This window comes from Pigmentiphaga litoralis, assembly GCF_048632615.1.
GTDB lineage: Bacteria > Pseudomonadota > Gammaproteobacteria > Burkholderiales > Burkholderiaceae_B > Pigmentiphaga > Pigmentiphaga litoralis_B.
Window position 1 is genome coordinate 48,940 of sequence record NZ_CP184479.1, and the last position, 16,173, is coordinate 65,112.

Consider the following 16,173-nt stretch of genomic DNA (forward strand, 5'->3'; position numbering starts at 1 on the left):
AACTCAGCAACATTCATACCGCCAGTATTGCCTTGACGCGCGCCGTCGCCGCCGAGCTACTGCAGATGTTCCAGCACCGCCGCTACCACGCGATCCACCGACACGGGCTTGCACAGCCAGGTATCGAAGCCTTCAAGCGTGCGGGGTTCGGCACTGCCATGAGCCCCCAGGCCGGTCATCGCGATCGCGGGAATGCCGGCGTTGCGCGGGGCTTTCCTGAGCCTTCGGACCAGTTCGCGGCCATTCATGCCCGGCATCCGGATATCGGCGATCAGCACGTCGATGTCGTCGTTCTGCAGCAGGTCCAGCGCGGCCTGTCCGGTGGTAGCGCCCAGCACCTTGGCGCCTTCGTCTTCCAGCAACAGGCTCAGGGCCTCCAGCGCGTCGCGTGAGTCTTCGGCCAGCACGATGCGCACTCCCTGCAGGCGTTGCAAGGCAGGCGTGGCCGCAGCTTCCAGCGCCACCGGGTCTTCGGACAGCCGCAGGCGGATCGTGAAGGTGGCGCCCTTGCCTGGTCCATCGGACCGGACCTGCAGCCGGCCGCCATGGGCTTCGACGAAATGCCGCGACAGAGCCAGACCCACGCCCAGCCCCGACGTGCTGCGCGTGGCATGCTGCGGGTCGAGCTGACTCAACAAGGTAAAGATGGAGTCCGTGCTTTCCGGTGCAATGCCGACGCCGGTGTCGGCCACATCAAGCCGCGCTTCATTGCCATCGTCCACCAACGTGACGAACACGTGACCTCCACGCGGCGTGAACTTGATCGCATTGGCGAGCAGGTTGCCGACGGCTTGCTCGAGCCGGGTCCGGTCAGCCGACAGCAGCAAAGGAGCGTTCAGGCCGGACGCCGCGACCAGGACGCCCTTGCCCGAGGCGTCGGCCGACACGGCACTGATGCACCGAGCCACCAACGCCGCGAGATCGACGGGCGTGCAGGTGATCTTCAATTTGCCCGTTGATATCCGCGCGATATCCAGCAGTTCGTCAATGATCCGCGCCTGGTCGCGCACGGCGTGCTTGACGGCATCGACGGCGCGGTTGGCGGCGGGCACGCCCATCACGTCGGGGCCGCGTCCCAGCAGTTCCATGTTGAGCTGGATCAGATTGAGCGGATGCCGCAACTCGTGCGACATCATCGCGAAGAACACATCCTTCAATTCGTTGGAGGCCAGCGTGCGCTGCAAGGCTTGCTCGCGCGCGGTCTGTTCGCGATGGCGGGTCGTCAGGTCGCGCGAGATCTTCGCGAAGCCTGGCGTGCCCTGCCCCGTCAACGGATACAGCACGCCGCTGCAGTAGAACCGGCTGCCGTCCTTCCGGGAGCGCCAGCGATCGTCGAACGAATGGCCGGTGCGCCGGGCATGCGTCAGTTCGCGCGCGGGGATGCCAAGCTCCTGTTCATCCCGCGTGAAGATCGACGCATACGGCTTGCCATGCATTTCGGCGGCGGTGAAACCGAATATCCGTTCGGCCCCCGCGTTCCAGCTGGTGATGATGCCCGCATCGTTCATCGCGATGAAGGCGTACTCCTGCGTCGTTTCGGCCACGAGCCGCATGCGGGCTTGCGCCGCGCTGACCCGGGCGTCAACCAGGCGGCGCTCGGTAATATCGACGAAGATGATCACCGCGCCGTCGACGAGATTATCGAACGTGCGATAGGGCACGACACGGGTCAGAAACCACGAGCCGTCGGTGCTGCGGATTTCGCGCTCGATCCGCGACGTCGATGCCACGGTGCGGGCCACATCGGCTACAAGCTCCGGATACTGGAGCCGATGCGTCATCTGCGCCAGCGGACGGCCGCGGTCCCACAATGCAACGTCCATGACCTGGCGCGCATGCGGCGTGAACCATTGCACGGCCAGCGACCGGTCCACGCGAATGGCTGACAGGTCGCTGGACCGGATCAGGTTCTGCAGGTCGTCATGGATGTCCGACGTCTCTTCAGCCGCTTCGCGCAAGGCGACATTGACGGTGGTCAGCTCTTCGTTGATCGCGTGCAGCCTGTCCTTGCCCGCGACCAGCGCGGCGGTCGACATGCGCAGCTCATCGTTGGCGGCTTCCAGGGCCTCGTTCGCGGTCATGAGACGTTCATTCGAACGGCGAGCCCGCCGTGATTCGTCGGCAAGCCGTTCCTGCAGCTGCGCGATCTCCGCCTCGAGCGCCGCCACGCCGTCGGCCCGCCTCGATGACACGAGCGCATTGCCTGACGCTGCGGGCGTCGCATCCGTTACCTCATGGAAGACCACCAGCATCAGGTCCTGCCGGCTCTGGTCGTCATGGAAGGGCCGCACCGTGATGCGGACCACCGCGCCGGGCACGTCGTCGCCCAGCGTCACGCGGCGGGACTGCGCGGGCTGACCGGTCGAAATGACCCGGGTCAAGGCTTCGATCAATTCGCGGCGCAGGGCTGCGCTGACCATTGTCAGCAGGTGGCGCGGACCGGACTCGGTATGGGCTTCACGCACATAGCGGTTTGCGTCCGGCGATAGATGCACCACTTCGTAGCTGCCCGTGACCACCACACTGGGTGGTGAAAACCGTTCGATCGCCCGCCGATGCACATCGGCAAACGCGACCTTTCGTGCTCCCTCCGAGCTGTTGGCCGCCGAATTTAGCGGGGTCTCCCGCGCGGTGGCAAGGCCGAGTGGCGTCGACCGCTGACCGGGCACGTTGACCCGCGCTCGATATAACCCGTGCGTACCATCGACCTGACGAAACCACGTCTCGCCTGTTTCGCCCAGACCTTCCCGCCCCACAAAGAGATAGCCCTCGGGAAGGAGCGACCGATGAAAAGTCCGCAGCAAGGCGTCGCGTGCCTCCGCTTTCAATTCGGGCAGCAGCGTGCGGCACACGATCAGGTGCAGTCCCGAAAATGGCGGGTCCCGGAACAAATCGTGCACGGCGAATACCACCCGTTCGCGCACCACCTTCTTGACTTGGTATCTGTCCGCTGATTCCTCAAGGAAGCGCCGCATGCGCGACCGACTCACATCGGCAGCGGTCGACAGCGGGTACATGGCCGCGCGAGCGGTGACAATGGCCGCCGGATCCCCGTCGCTGGCGAAGATGCGCAGGCGATCGCACGCGTCGGCGCCTGCCGCGTCGGCAAGCGCGATTGCGAGCGAAAAGGCTTCCTCGCCAGTCGAGCAACCCACGCACCATGCGCGCAAGGTCGAGTCAGGCATCGCGCGGAGCACATTGGTCAGCCCGCGCAAAGTGATCGATTCCAGCACTGCATACGCTGACGGGTCACGGAAGAAGCCGGTCACGGTGGACTGGATGTCGTGCGCCAGCGCGGCCGCTTCCTGGGTTTCGGTTTCGAGCACGCGCGCGTACGCCGCCAGGTCGCTAACGCCGTGCAGGCGCGCGCGGCGCTGCGTGCGACGCAGGACCGTCATGGTCTTATATGGCGAGAAGTCGCGGCCGCACCGTTGCGCAAGCATGCGCAGAATCTCGCGAATACCTGGCAAGGGATAGGCGGTCGCAGGCGCGCGCACCACGTTGCGACCCAGGGCCGACGGCAGCAGGATCGCGGGCGACGCGGACGCAAAACGCTGCATGGAAGCAGGAAGGTCGGCAGCCGGCAGCACCACGTCCACCGCGCCGGCCGCGATCGCATGGCGCGGCATCTCGTCGCAACCCGCCTCGAACGGTGCCTGGGCAAGGGTCAGGCCACCCGCATGGCGAATGTGCGCCAAGCCATCGGCGCCGTCGTTGCCATCGCCTGCCAACAGCACGCCGATGGCCTCGTCGCCAAACAGCAGGGCCAGGTTCCGGAACATCAGGTCGATGGCAACACGGCGCATCCGGGTCCGGGCAACGCGGCGGACGTGCACGGTGGTTGCAGCAACAGCGCCCACCTTATCGCCAGGCACGATGAGCACCCGGCCCGCCTCGAACGGCCGGCTTTCGGTCACCAGTTCGATGGGCAATGCCGACAGCGATTCCAACATCTCGAGGCTGGCCTGCGCATCCCACTCGCCCGGCACGTCCAGCACCACGACCAGGCAGAAATCGGTATCGGAAGGGATGGCGTGAAGAAACCCCGCCAGCGCATCCAAGCCGAGCACGGACGCGCCCACACCGGCCACACGAAACGGCCGGTGGCCGGAGCTACTGGTCCGCAGTTGCTCTGCAGTCTCGGCGAGGCTGGCGCTGCCTGGGGTCATCGAGCATCTCGGCTGTGCGCAAACCTGGGATGTGGCAGGCGCGCGGGTGAACGATTCACGAATTCTCACACAAACAAAGCGGTTTCGGGCCTGGATCAGCACGCTATTTCCAACCTTGCGTATTGCCCACTTCACTTACACACGGTGACAGCATTCGGGTCCGTGCGCGCCGCCAAGGTTATGGGTCAATGCGGGCGGCGGCGCGGAAGTTGCTGATCTGCCATCACGGCGGCTCAGACGCCTGCGTAAGCGGGTCACATCGCTACCAGAGCAAAACAGGTCATCCCAAAACAGACGCGCCAGCCATTGACACGCATGACCCTTTACAGGAGATCCCATGACCGCTTCACCCTCGCAACCCACCTATGACCTCCAACGCTTTGTCGATGCGCAACGTCCTGTCATCGACACGGTAATGGCGGAGTTGCGCGCGGGCCGCAAGCGCACGCACTGGATGTGGTTCGTCTTCCCGCAACTGGCAGGACTGGGCCGCAGCGACATGGCACGGCATTACGCCATTCACGACTTGCATATGGCAGCGGCCTACCTGGCTCATCCGATACTCGGCCCGCGTCTGGTCGCCGCGGCCACCGAACTGCTGACGCGCGAAGGCACGACAGCGCATGCCATCTTTGGCGATCCCGACACCTTGAAGCTGCATTCCAGCCTGACGCTGTTCGCCCGCGTGCCGTCGGCTGACCCGGTGTTCCGGGCGTGCCTGGACCGGTACTTCGAAGGAAAAGACGACAACGGCACCGTGTCTTTGCTAGAGCGTTGATGAGTCTTCGTGAGGCTTGGTCGCCGGGATCGCTACTTGCTCAACAATAGGTTCATCACTTCTCTGGATCGATTTCATGACCGCTGCCCGAACTGCTCGTACCCCTCTGTTGCGCCCTGCCCTGATGGCCACTGTCGTGGCGTCGCTTGCCACGCTGGCCGCGTGCAGCGCTCCGCCCGATCGCCCCTCGCCGCTGGCCAACGCCGTTGCCAACGCCGGAGCAGCGCTGCGCGCGGATTCAGACATGAAAGCCGTGCTCGACGCCTATGCGAATCTGGACCCCAAGGCCATCGAAAAAATCTCGGTATCCGAAGCACGGGCGCAACCCACCATCGCCGACGCCGTCAATGCGGTGCTGCGTCAGCAAGGACGATCGACCGATCCGACCACGCTCGTCCCGGGCGTGACGTCGCGGGACACCACCATTCCCGGACCGGCGGGCCCCTTGCCCGCGCGCGTGTTCACCCCCTCGGGCGCCGGTCCCTTCCCTGTCATCACTTACTACCATGGCGGCGGTTGGGTCATTGCCGACAAGCAGGTGTATGACGCGGGCGCTCGCGGTATCGCCAAGCAGGCAAACGCCATCGTCGTGTCCGTGGACTATCGCCGCTCGCCGGAAGTCAAATTCCCGGCCGCGTGGGACGACGCGCTGGCCGCCTATCGTTGGGTATCCCAGAACGCGCGTTCGATGAACGGCGATCCGCAGCGCCTGGCGCTGGCAGGGGAAAGCGCTGGCGGCAACCTGGCGGTGGCAACGGCGATCGCCGCCCGCGACGCCGGCGTGACACAGCCGCGCCATGTACTGGCCGTATATCCGGTGGCGCAAACGGGTAGCCTGCTGACGCCCTCGTACGTCGCGAATGCCGCAGCCAAGCCGCTGAACCGGCCGATGATCGAATGGTTCCTGGACAAACTGCTGGCCTCGCCGATCGACAAGCAGGATCAGCGTCTGGACCTCGTCAACGCGCGCCTGGCGGGCTTGCCGCCGGTCACGATCATCAACGCGGCCATTGACCCGCTGCGCAATGATGGATCGATGCTTGAGGAAGCACTGCGCAACGCGGGCGTGCAGGTGGAACGCCAGGACTACTCGGGCGTGACCCACGAGTTCTTCGGCACGGCTGCGGTGGTGGTCAAGGCACGCCAGGCCCAGGAATATGCGGGTCAACGCCTGCGGCAGTCGCTGGGTAACTAAGCAGGGTACAAGCTGACTGTAGTCAGGGTCGGTGGTGGCAATGAAAGGCGCCCGGCTCGCGTTGCGAGACCGGGCGTTTCTACACGCCCGCGCCGGTCACGGCCGCGTCCACCGCTTCGGCCAGGCGCATCACGATGTCGTCCATATCAGCGTCCTGTACCGTGAACGGGGGCGCCAGCAGCACATGGTCGCCCTGCTGACCGTCGATCGTGCCGCCCATCGCGTACACCATCAGGCCGCGCGCCAGCGCCTCGTCCCGCACTCTCGCATGAACCCTTGCGCCGGGTGCGAACGGCGTCTTGCCGGCCTTGTCCCGCACGAATTCGACGCCTTGGAACAGCCCCCGGCCCCGCACGTCGCCCACATGCGGATGATGGCCAAAGGCCGCCTGCAGGCGCTGCGCGAGTCCCGCGCCTTTGACGCGTGAAGCCTCCACCAGTCCATCTCGCTGCAAGACGCGCTGCACCGCCAGGGCTGCTGCGCAAGCTACCGGATGGCCAAGGTAGGTGTGGCCATGCATGAACTGTCCGGAGCCCTGCATGAATGCATCGTAGATCTTCGCTTGCACCAGCACGGCGCCAATCGGCTGGTAACCACCGCCGAGTCCCTTCGCGATCGCCATGAGATCCGGAACGATCCCTTCCTGGTCAATTGCATGCAAGGACCCAGTGCGTCCCATGCCGCACATTACCTCGTCCGCGATCAGCAGGATGCCGTAACGATCGCAGAGTTCTCGCACGCCCTTGAAGTAGCCAGGCACGGCCGGCACCGCGCCAAGCGTCGCGCCCACCACCGGTTCGGCGCAAATGCCGATCACGGTGTCTCCGCCAAGGCGGAGGATTTCGGCTTCCAGCTCGTTCACCAGTCGCCGGCCATAGGCTTCGGACGTCTCATCGGCGCCCTGGTCGCGGTAGGCATAGCACGGGGCGACGTGGGTCACGTCCATCAGCAAGGGCGCAAACTGGGCGCGCCGCCACGCATTGCCGCCCACCGCGAGCGCGCCCAGCGTATTGCCGTGATAGCTCTGCCGACGCGCAATGAAGTGGCGGCGATGCGGCTGGCCGATCTCGACGAAGTACTGGCGCGCCATCTTCAGCGCCGCCTCCATGGCTTCCGACCCGCCACTGACCAGGTACACCTGCGACATGCCTTCGGGCGCGCTGGCAATGAGCGTGTCCGCCAACGTTTCGGCCACGCGGGTCGTGAAAAAGCTGGTGTGCGCGTAGTCAAGGCTATCCATTTGCTCGCGCATGGCGGCCAGCACATCCGGATGACCGTGGCCAAGACAGGAGACTGCCGCGCCCCCGAGGCATCCAGGTAAGTCTTTCCGGCGCGGTCCGTAATGGTCAGGCCACGCGCGGACACGGCTTCGGGCAAGGGGTGACGCAGTTGACGATGGAAGACGTGGGTCATTGTTAGGGTCTTGTAGGAGATAAATGGGCAGCCGGGCGGCGGGCATCGGCCTCCATGCTAACTCCGTCCAGCCTGGCGGAACGGCGTTCCTGGGATTCCAACCCGCTCACTTGCCTGGCTGGATGAGCAGGCACGTTCAAAGCTTGCAAGGCCTGGTCAACCGTGGCGCGCAAGAGCAAGGCGCAGGTGACGCGGTGCAACGTGCCGCACGACATACACCGCACACGTATCGCCGCCGGGAACATCGATTGCGTTGCGCCATGAGTTCGCCGGTTTCAGGGGTTCGACGCATCGTCTACCAGAAGGTGGAGGGCTTGATGCGCTCGAGACCACCGGCCATGCCTTCGCCGACTTCAACGCCGCCTGAGGCCACCAGGAATCTTCCATGTCCGACTCGATGATCGCGCAGGTCCCCATTGCGCAGACCCCTGCTGCGTTTCTCTTGAACTACGTGAAGGCGCGGCGCGGCAGCTTCCTGACCCTGGCCGCCCTGGTCGTTGCCGCCGGATCGTGCGCGGTCGCTGTCCAGTACGGCATGAAGCTGATCGTCGACGCCATGTCGGCGACCGACCGCCAGGCTGCCGACGTCTGGCAACCGCTGGTCCTGTTCCTGACGCTGATCGGCGTCGAGAGCATCCTTTGGCGGCTGAGCGGCTGGCTGGGCTGCCGCACGATCATCGCGTCGTGTGTCGACATGCGCGTGGACCTGTTCAAGCACCTGACCGGGCATTCCATGAAGTATTTCCGGCAGCATCTGTCGGGCGCCCTGGGCAACCGCATCACGTCGACGTCCCAGGCCTCGGGCACGATCCTGGGCACCCTGACCTGGAATATCGTGCCGCCCTGCGTCGACTTTCTGGGCGCGGTCGTCGTGTTGCTGACGATCGACTGGCGCATGGCGGCGGCGCTGACCGGCTTTGTCGCCGTGGTTGCGGGCGTCATCTTCACCTTCGGCAGCCGCGGGCGCGTGTTGCACCAGGCATTCGGTGAACAGGCCTCGCGCGTAGGCGGCGAGATCGTGGATACGGTGTCCAACATCTGGGTGGTCCAGGCCTTCTCGGCCCGGCACCGCGAGACCGAACGGTTGCAAAAGGAACTTGGCGTCGAGGCGCGCGCGCAGCGGCGCAGCTGGATGTACCTGGAGAAGGCCCGCGTGCTGCATGACATTTGCCTGTGGATGATGGCGGGCACCATGCTGACGTGGGCCTTTCGCTCGTGGCAGGCCGGCAGTGTGACGTCGGGCGACGTGGTGGTCATCAGTGCGCTGGCCTTTCGCATTCTCCACGGCTCGCGCGACCTGGCGCTGGCGCTGGTCGGCACGGCGCAGCAATTCGGCGTGATTGCCGAGATGCTGAACGTGGTCGCCCAGCCGCACGATCAACCCGACCTGCCCGAACTGTCCGACAAGCCGATTGCCCGCGGCACCATCGAATTGCGCAACGTGAACTACGCGTATGCGGACGGACGGCAGGTGTTCAACAATCTGAACCTGACGATCCCGGCGGGCCAGAAGGTGGGCATCGTCGGGCCTTCGGGCGCGGGCAAGTCGACCCTGCTGTCCTTGCTGCAGCGGGTGGACGACGTGGGCGGCGGCTGCATCCTGATCGATGGCGAGCGGATCGACGACATGTCGCGGGACAGCCTGCGCCAGGCCATTGGTGTCGTTCCGCAGGACATCAGCCTGTTCCGTCGCAGCGTGCTGGAAAACATCCGCTATGGGCGGCCCGATGCCTCGACGGACGAAGTCGTTGCCTGCGCCAGGAAAACCCATTGCGACGAGTTCATCAGCGCCCTCAAGCATGGCTACAAGACCGTCGTGGGGGAACGCGGCGCGTCGCTGTCGGGCGGGCAACGGCAACGTATCGGCATTGCGCGGGCGCTGCTCAAGAACGCGCCCATCCTGTTGCTGGACGAGGCCACGTCGGCGCTCGACAGCCAGTCCGAAGCGCTGATCAACAGTGCACTGATCGATCTCATGAAGGACCGCACGGTCGTGGCGGCCGCGCACCGGCTGTCCACGCTGTCGCGCTACGATCGCATCGTAGTGCTGGCCGACGGCCATGTGATCGAAGATGGCAGCCTGGACGAATTGCGCAATGCCGGCGGCATGTTCAGCCAGCTTTGGGCGTTGCAGACGATTGAAGGTGATTGCCCGCCCGTGCAAGAACTCGTGGCGGACGACATGCCTTCCGTGCGTGCGGTAAACGAAGCAGACGAAGTCCGTTCGCGTGCGGCTTGACTGACTACGCAAGCGACCGCGCCGCGAGCGGGCCGGCGCGCCTGTGCCGGCCTACCCTTTCCAGCAGACCCTCAGCTTTTCCTTTCCTCAAAGAAGCGCTGCGTCAACTCATCGTTCCGAGCATGCACCAGATCCTTGTTGAGTTCAGTCGTGACCAGGCCTGCAACCTGGGGCGACAGCGCCTTGCGCAATGCGCCCAGAAAGCGGGGCGCGGCGGCGATCCGCAACTCGTCAAACCGTTTCTGTTGCAAGGCTTTGGCAAGGTGTTCAGCCACGTGGGTCGCGAATTGTTCAGCTTCGACATGCTGTTCGGCTTCACCCGCCGACGATGTGACACTGGACACGGCCTGCAAGCGGTGAGGCGAATCTTGCCTGGCCTGATGCGTCGCCGATCCCGAACGCCTGCCGTAGGCATCGCGCCGCAGGTCCGTTCCAGAGGCATGGGCGTCGGGGTCGGTCAGTTCTTCGACCGGCTCAAGCTGTTCGCCCTCGTCAGGCCAGCGCAAGATTCGTGCAATGGCTTCATCCGCAACCAGCACCCAGATGGTTTTCATTGACATTCTCCTTGAAAGACGTACTCACTATGCCGAGCAACACGCATGCCTGGCGGCCGCCGGACGGCACGCCGTTTGCGTGAGACACTCGACCGCCGGCCCCTGCAACTGTCCTGGAGAACGTTTTTGACCGTGTACCTGCCCAATCCGCCTTTCGCGGCCGCGTCGTCCGCGGGCCTGGCGATCGATGCCTTCGTGTTCGACATGGACGGGCTACTGCTCAATACCGAAACGCTCGCGCGGCGCGCGCTGATGCAGGCCGGCAAGGTGCTCGGCCTGCCCATGACGGATGCGTTCTGCGCCTCGCTGATCGGGATCTCGGCCGATGGATCACGCAAGCTCTTGCTCGACCGCTACGGCGAAGATGCCCCGGCCGACGACTTCTTTTCGATCGCCACACGGGAGCTGACGACGCAGATCGACGCGGGCGAGCTTGCCTTGCGGCCGGGCGTCGAAGCGTTGCTCGACGGGCTCGACCGTTGCAGCATTCCGCGCTCGGTCGCGACATCGTCAGGCCGCGATAAGGCAAGGCACCATCTGGCCGCGGCCGGGATCCTCAAACGCTTCGATCACGTCGTGACGCGGGACGATGTGGCGGCGGGCAAGCCTCGGCCCGACCTCTTTCTGGAGGCCGCGCGGCGCCTGCGCAAGACGCCCGGACGCTGCCTGGCGCTCGAAGACTCCTACAACGGCGTACGGGCCGCGCACGCAGCGGGCATGCCGGTCGTGATGGTGCCCGACCTGCTGACGCCAACCGATGAAATGCGGGAGAAGTGCCTCGCGATCCTGGACAGTCTGCAGCAGGTGGCCGACCTGTTCGTGCGGCCGGCAGGTTTCGGCCCGCTGGCTGGAGCGCCCCTGGCCGAAGCGCGGGCCGCGCCGATCACAGAATAGGCTTGCCCCCCGTGACCGCATACCGCGCGCCGCTGACATAGCTTGCTTCGTCCGAGGCAAGGAACACATACACCGGCGCAACTTCGCGCGGTTGCCCGGGCCGGCCCAACGGGACTTCGGAGCCGAAGCTTTTGACCTGGTCGGGCGGCATCGTTGACGGAATCAACGGTGTCCAGATCGGCCCCGGCGCCACGGAATTGACGCGAATGCCCTTGTCGGCAAGCAACTGCGCCAACCCGCCGGTAAAGTTCGCGATCGCGCCCTTGGTGGCCGCGTAGGCCAGCAGCGTCGGCTTGGGCATGTCCGAATTGACCGACGTGGTGTTGATGATGGCGGAACCAGACTTCATGTGCGGCACGGCGGCCTTGCACAGATGGAACATGGCCGTGATGTTGGTCTTGAAGGTGTAGTCCCATTCGTCGTCAGGGATCTCTTCCAGCGACTCGTGCGACATCTGGAAGGCCGCGTTGTTAACGAGGATGTCGATGCGCCCGAAAGCTTCCACCGCTTGACGGATGATGCCGCGGCAATGTTCGGCGACCGCGATATCGCCAGGAACGAGCACGCATTTGCGCCCCGCCTCTTCCACCCAGCGCTGGGTTTCTCGCGCATCTTCTTCTTCGTCCAGGAAGCTGATCAACACGTCGGCCCCTTCCCTCGCAAAGGCAATGGCCACCGCCCGGCCGATGCCGCTGTCTCCGCCGGTGATGACGGCGACTTTGTTCTCCAGCTTGCCACTGCCGCGGTAGCTGCTTTCGCCATGGTCCGCCTGCGGCCGCAATTCGGCTTCGACACCTGGCGGGTTCTGCTGTTGTTCGGGTTGTGTGCTCATGGCGGGCATGGGGTACTCCGTAAGCGGAAAGCTTCCTAGGAAGCAAAGCCCTGGCAGGTGCCAGGGAAGCCCGGGACATCTTGCAAGCCGTATTCCCGGCGCCCCCGCAACACTGCCTCCTGCCTTCCCCCGGGTACGCGACTTGCAGCGGACGAGCAAGAGCGCGCATCCGATGCGCGGCGAAACGACCTATTTACTGGAGCGCAGCATGTCAGTAAAGGCGGATCGTTCCCATTTCAACCAGGAGCATCAGCATGACCAAAGAAACCAACGCACCGCACAACCCGCATCGTAGCTACGACAACCCGACCGAGTCGGTCGACCAGCAAGATGCCTTTCCGGAATCGAAAGGCACGACGGGCGGCCGGCCCGGTTCGCAGCAGCCCGACAGCGAAAAAGCCACGCAATACAACGGATCGACCGAGGCCGACCCGCGCGAGGACGCGCCCGACCTGTTCAGCCCGCAGGACGATTCCCCCAGCGTGCTGAAGGAGAAGGACGGCGGCCTGATCAAGTCTTCCGGCCGTACGCTGTAAATACGGCGTCCGGCGCCGCCCGAGTCAATCGACTCCGGCGGCGCCTCGGACCTCCCAGTCCTTCAGGTCGGAAGTCTCCACCGTGACGCCGACGTGGCCGTTGCGCACCGCTTTCTGCTGCGCGACGGCATGAATCGCCCGAAAGTTCGCCCGGTAGGCTTCCAGCAAGCCATCGCGTGACCCCGCGGCGCCAAAGTATTCCCGCAGAGCCTGGGCGGTCACCCGCGCCTCGCCAGGGCCATCGGGAAAGTGCATGCGGAAGCTGACACCCCCTCGTCGGGTCGGGCAGTGACATCGAATGCCATGGCAAAAATCCTTCTATTGAGAATGACGCCTTCTCTCCAAGCAAAGACCTTGCCGCACACGCACCTGGGTGTATTGAACAGCAAGCACTACGTCTGCTGAGCGAGCGGAAGGGGCGCTTGCCACGGATGCCAGCCGCTGACGAACGCGGAACGAAGCTTGCGAGAAAGCGTGAGCATTTCTGATTACTGCATGTTCATCCGTATTCGACAGGGCAATCATGGCCGACGACAAAACGCAAAAACCTTCGAAGCCGCGGGGCTTCGCCGCAATGGACGCGAAACGGCAACGCGAGATCGCTTCGCTGGGCGGGCAGACTGCCCATCGCCTCGGGAAGGCCCACCGGTTCAGCGTGGAAGAAGCGCGCGCCGCCGGCGCCGCCGGGCATCGCACGCGCAAGCAGCAGCAGCAAAAGGCAGCAGGAGGCATGTCCGCCTCTGCGTCCACTGCCAACGGCGATCCAGACCAGAAGATGGCATCGTCGAACGAGGCCGAACACGCCGAGGAATGACACGCCCTCACCCACGCGACCGACTGACTCCCTTTGAGACCCCACCGTGAAATTGTCCAGCCTCTCCTTCATGGACGGCGAACCCATGCCCGATCGGTATGCGTTAGCCAAGAATTTGAGCCCCCAGTCGCTGATTCCCGGCGACAACATGAATCCCCAGTTCACCTTCATCGACGTGCCAGACGACGCGCAGTCCCTGGTGTTGCTCTGTGCCGACCTCGACGCGCCCGAGCTCCACCGCTACTGCTTTATGCTGTCCGGCAGTTGCTGAGAGCATGGAAGTCGGACGGCCCCCGAGGCTCATGAGGTCTCCTCGGTCGTGCCCGTTGCCGCGAGCATGGCAACGACTTTCTTGCTCAATGCGTGCATGGCAAAGGGTTTGGTGATGAGCTCGGTGTTGGGTCCAAGCTCCTGCTTGGCAGCCACCGCGCTTTCGGCATAGCCCGTCATCAACAGCGCCTTGAGATCCGGACGACGCGTGCGGGCGGCGTCGATCATCTGCCGGCCGTTCAAGCCCGGCAGCCCGATATCGGTCACGACCAGATCCAGCTTGGGCGTCGCTTCGATCAGTGCAAGGCCCGCCGTGCCGTCATCCGCTCGCAGTACCTTGAAACCCATGTCGGTCAGCACGTCGACCACCAGCACGCGCACCTCGGGATTGTCCTCGACTACCAGGACGATGGCCGGGGCCGCGGCGCGCGGCTCGACGGTCACGGGCGCATCGGCGGACGGCTCGTCATCATCGGCGTCGCACTGCGGCAGATAGAGCCGCACCGACGTCCCCTTTCCCGGTTCGCTGAATATCTTGATGTAGCCATTCGACTGCCGTGTAAAGCCGTAGATCATCGACAGGCCCAGCCCCGTGCCCTGCCCGAACGGCTTGGTCGTGAAGAAGGGTTCGAAAGCCTTCGAGGCGACCTCGGCGGTCATACCCACGCCGGTGTCCGACACCGTAAGAGATACGTACCGGCCCGCGGGCACCGCCGGATACCAGCTGTAGTCGTTGGCGTGCAGGTCCAGATTCTCGGTGATGATGGTGACGGTGCCCCCTTCCGGCATCGCGTCCCGCGCGTTGATCGCGAGATTCAGGATCGCGTTTTCCAACTGATGGGGATCGCAGCGGGTGCGCCAAAGGTCGGACGACGTCGCCAGGTCCAGCCGCACGTTCTCGCCCAGGGTACGGAGCAGCAGTTCGGACAGGCCCTGCACCAGCGCGCTGGCATCCAGGCTCTTGGGGGCAAGCGGCTGCCGGCGCGAAAACGCCAGCAGCCGATGCGTCAATGCCGCCGCCCGATTGGCCGAGGCCATCGCCATGCGCACGTACCGGTCGATGTCGTTGACCCCGCGTGCACTCTGCCGCTGGATGATCTCAAGCGCGCCCAGGATTCCGGCCAGCAGGTTGTTGAAATCATGGGCAATACCTCCGGTCAGCTGCCCGACTGCTTCCATCTTCTGCGCCTGCCGCAGCGCGTCCTGCGCGACTTCCAATTCGGCCAGGGCCTGCGTCTCGGCGGTCAGGTCCAGCCCGAGACCGTGAATGACGCCCTCTCCCGGCAACGCCGTCCAGGCCAGGGTCCGATAGGTCCCGTCCTTGTGGCGGCAGCGGCAGACGAAGCGCGGTGCCGGAAAACCCTTGCGCAGCCGCGCGAGCACCGACGCTGCCACGCCGATGTCGTCCGGGTGCGCCAGCCGCAGCATGTCGCGCCCGACCAGTTCGTCGCTGGCCCAGCCCAATTGCCGGGTCCATGCCGGATTGACCGATTGCACCGCGCCATCGAAATTCATGACGAACATCAGGTCATTCGACAGACGCCACAGCCGGTCCCGTTCCGCCGTGCGCTCCGCCACCGCGCTTTCCAGGCGGCGCTGGCTGCGCGACAGGTCGTTGCGGGCCGCAACCACCAGGTCGATGTCGAACGCGATGACCAGCCAGCTTTCGATCACGCCGTCATCATCGAACAGTGGCGCTGCCTGCGCCTTGAACCAGCGCCATGTGTGATCGGAGGCCCGCAGAAAGCGCAGTTCCAGTTCGCAGCCCTGCCCTGTTGCCAGCGCGCGCTGCCATGTGTCCATGACCGTGGCGCGATCGGCGGGATGCACCGCCTCGATCCAGTCGTCGACGGGCACGCCAGTATTGGTGCGGCCGGTGTAGTCGTACCAGTAGGGATTGATGTAGGTGAACTGGCCGCTGGCGGTCGCAAAAAGGTCATCTGCGGCGACTTCTCGACCAAGGCGCGGAACTGGGCGTCCCGCGCATGCGCGCGCGCTTCGACGTCGTGCTGTTCGGTGTGGTCGCGCAGGATCTTGAGGTAGCCGATGTGCTCGCCCGTCGACTCGTCTTCGAAGCGCATCATGATGCCCGAGCCCCAGTACAAGGACCCATCTGCCTTGCAGTGCCAGCGCTCGTCTTCGGACCGTCCGGTCTTGCGCGCCTGGTCGGCCTCCTGGCCCGGCACACCGCGCGCATTGTCTTCAGCGGTAAACATGCGGGCGGTCGTCTGTCCGAGCATCTCGTGTTCGGTCCAGCCCATCAGTGCCACCGCGCCGTCGTTCCAGCTCGTCACCCGCATGTCGAGCCCCTGCGTAATGATCGCAAAGTCGGTCGCGCTCTTGAGGACCGCTCGCGCAATGCGGTCGTCCGCCGATCCGCCAATCGGGTGTCCTGTCTTGCTGCCTCCATCCATGGGCGCTGTCCTTCCAACGGCTGTCGTCGCTGTCCCGCAAGCCGCATGCCCACACGGCAGAGCAC

The 16,173-nt window shown here is 64.9% G+C and carries 12 protein-coding genes and 2 pseudogenes; 7 read left to right on the plus strand and 7 right to left on the minus strand.

Translation table 11 applies throughout. From position 1 onward, the window contains the following. Positions 1-56 precede the first annotated feature (56 nt). Complete coding sequence (locus ACNANG_RS00265; RefSeq protein ID WP_420225493.1) at positions 57-4,070, minus strand: CheR family methyltransferase; 4,014 nt, start codon at positions 4,068-4,070, stop codon at positions 57-59. Positions 4,071-4,506: 436 nt separating this feature from the next. On the opposite strand from ACNANG_RS00265, the gene ACNANG_RS00270 reads away from it, so the two are divergent. Both ACNANG_RS00270 and ACNANG_RS00275 read left to right on the plus strand, forming a co-directional pair. Beyond that, positions 4,507-4,947: a DUF1810 domain-containing protein gene (locus tag ACNANG_RS00270; RefSeq protein WP_420225494.1), complete on the plus strand. Its 441-nt coding sequence runs from the start codon at positions 4,507-4,509 to the stop codon at positions 4,945-4,947. Between the two features lie 76 nt (positions 4,948-5,023). After that, positions 5,024-6,142 (plus strand): alpha/beta hydrolase, encoded by a 1,119-nt coding sequence (locus tag ACNANG_RS00275; RefSeq protein WP_420225495.1) that lies wholly within the window; start codon positions 5,024-5,026, stop codon positions 6,140-6,142. A gap of 79 nt (positions 6,143-6,221) precedes the next feature. Here the strand turns inward: ACNANG_RS00275 and ACNANG_RS00280 are convergent. Next, positions 6,222-7,555, minus strand: a pseudogene (locus ACNANG_RS00280) (aspartate aminotransferase family protein). A gap of 385 nt (positions 7,556-7,940) precedes the next feature. On the opposite strand from ACNANG_RS00280, the gene ACNANG_RS00285 reads away from it, so the two are divergent. Next, the gene (locus tag ACNANG_RS00285) at positions 7,941-9,794 is read left to right on the plus strand and encodes an ABC transporter ATP-binding protein (protein ID WP_420225496.1); all 1,854 of its coding nucleotides are present in this window, start codon (positions 7,941-7,943) and stop codon (positions 9,792-9,794) included. 71 nt (positions 9,795-9,865) lie between these two features. On the opposite strand, the gene ACNANG_RS00290 is transcribed toward ACNANG_RS00285, so the two are convergent. Further along, positions 9,866-10,348: a host attachment protein gene (locus tag ACNANG_RS00290; RefSeq protein WP_420225497.1), complete on the minus strand. Its 483-nt coding sequence runs from the start codon at positions 10,346-10,348 to the stop codon at positions 9,866-9,868. Between the two features lie 132 nt (positions 10,349-10,480). Here ACNANG_RS00290 and ACNANG_RS00295 point away from each other — a divergent pair, with 132 nt between their 5' ends. Beyond that, entirely contained in the window at positions 10,481-11,242 is a 762-nt protein-coding gene (locus tag ACNANG_RS00295) for an HAD family hydrolase (RefSeq protein WP_420227669.1), read from the plus strand. On the opposite strand, the gene ACNANG_RS00300 is transcribed toward ACNANG_RS00295, so the two are convergent. Then, complete coding sequence (locus ACNANG_RS00300; protein ID WP_420227670.1) at positions 11,232-12,074, minus strand: SDR family oxidoreductase; 843 nt, start codon at positions 12,072-12,074, stop codon at positions 11,232-11,234. The two genes, ACNANG_RS00295 and ACNANG_RS00300, sit on opposite strands and share 11 nt — an antisense overlap. 254 nt (positions 12,075-12,328) lie before the next feature. Here ACNANG_RS00300 and ACNANG_RS00305 point away from each other — a divergent pair, with 254 nt between their 5' ends. Next, entirely contained in the window at positions 12,329-12,610 is a 282-nt protein-coding gene (locus ACNANG_RS00305) for a hypothetical protein (protein WP_420225498.1), read from the plus strand. A 24-nt stretch (positions 12,611-12,634) separates the two neighbouring features. Here the strand turns inward: ACNANG_RS00305 and ACNANG_RS00310 are convergent, their stop codons facing one another. Beyond that, complete coding sequence (locus tag ACNANG_RS00310) at positions 12,635-12,865, minus strand: hypothetical protein (RefSeq protein WP_420225499.1); 231 nt, start codon at positions 12,863-12,865, stop codon at positions 12,635-12,637. Positions 12,866-13,133: 268 nt separating this feature from the next. Between ACNANG_RS00310 and ACNANG_RS00315 the strand changes: the two genes are divergently transcribed. Further along, positions 13,134-13,424 carry a KGG domain-containing protein gene (locus ACNANG_RS00315; protein WP_420225500.1) on the plus strand — a complete coding sequence of 97 codons (291 nt, stop codon included), beginning with the start codon at positions 13,134-13,136 and terminating at the stop codon, positions 13,422-13,424. A gap of 46 nt (positions 13,425-13,470) precedes the next feature. Then, a complete protein-coding gene (locus tag ACNANG_RS00320; RefSeq protein WP_420225501.1) occupies positions 13,471-13,695 on the plus strand; it encodes a hypothetical protein in 225 nt (74 codons plus the stop codon). Between the two features lie 29 nt (positions 13,696-13,724). Here ACNANG_RS00320 and ACNANG_RS00325 read toward each other — a convergent pair whose 3' ends face one another. Further along, positions 13,725-15,824, minus strand: a complete 2,100-nt coding sequence (locus tag ACNANG_RS00325) for a PAS domain-containing protein (protein ID WP_420227671.1) — start codon at positions 15,822-15,824, stop codon at positions 13,725-13,727. Then, a pseudogene (locus ACNANG_RS00330) lies at positions 15,746-16,108 on the minus strand (PAS domain S-box protein); the annotation flags it as partial. The pseudogene ACNANG_RS00330 and the gene ACNANG_RS00325, both read right to left, overlap by 79 nt. Between the last annotated feature and the right edge of the window lie 65 nt (positions 16,109-16,173).

Bases quoted from the DNA above. Each gene is read 5' to 3' on its own strand.
- ACNANG_RS00270 (WP_420225494.1), top strand. From the start codon at position 4,507: ATGACCGCTTCACCCTCGCAACCCACCTATGACCTCCAACGCTTTGTC.
- ACNANG_RS00275 (WP_420225495.1), top strand. From the start codon at position 5,024: ATGACCGCTGCCCGAACTGCTCGTACCCCTCTGTTGCGCCCTGCCCTG.
- ACNANG_RS00285 (WP_420225496.1), top strand. From the start codon at position 7,941: ATGTCCGACTCGATGATCGCGCAGGTCCCCATTGCGCAGACCCCTGCT.
- ACNANG_RS00290 (WP_420225497.1), bottom strand. From the start codon at position 10,348: ATGAAAACCATCTGGGTGCTGGTTGCGGATGAAGCCATTGCACGAATC.
- ACNANG_RS00300 (WP_420227670.1), bottom strand. From the start codon at position 12,074: ATGAGCACACAACCCGAACAACAGCAGAACCCGCCAGGTGTCGAAGCC.
- ACNANG_RS00305 (WP_420225498.1), top strand. From the start codon at position 12,329: ATGACCAAAGAAACCAACGCACCGCACAACCCGCATCGTAGCTACGAC.
- ACNANG_RS00310 (WP_420225499.1), bottom strand. From the start codon at position 12,865: ATGCACTTTCCCGATGGCCCTGGCGAGGCGCGGGTGACCGCCCAGGCT.
- ACNANG_RS00315 (WP_420225500.1), top strand. From the start codon at position 13,134: ATGGCCGACGACAAAACGCAAAAACCTTCGAAGCCGCGGGGCTTCGCC.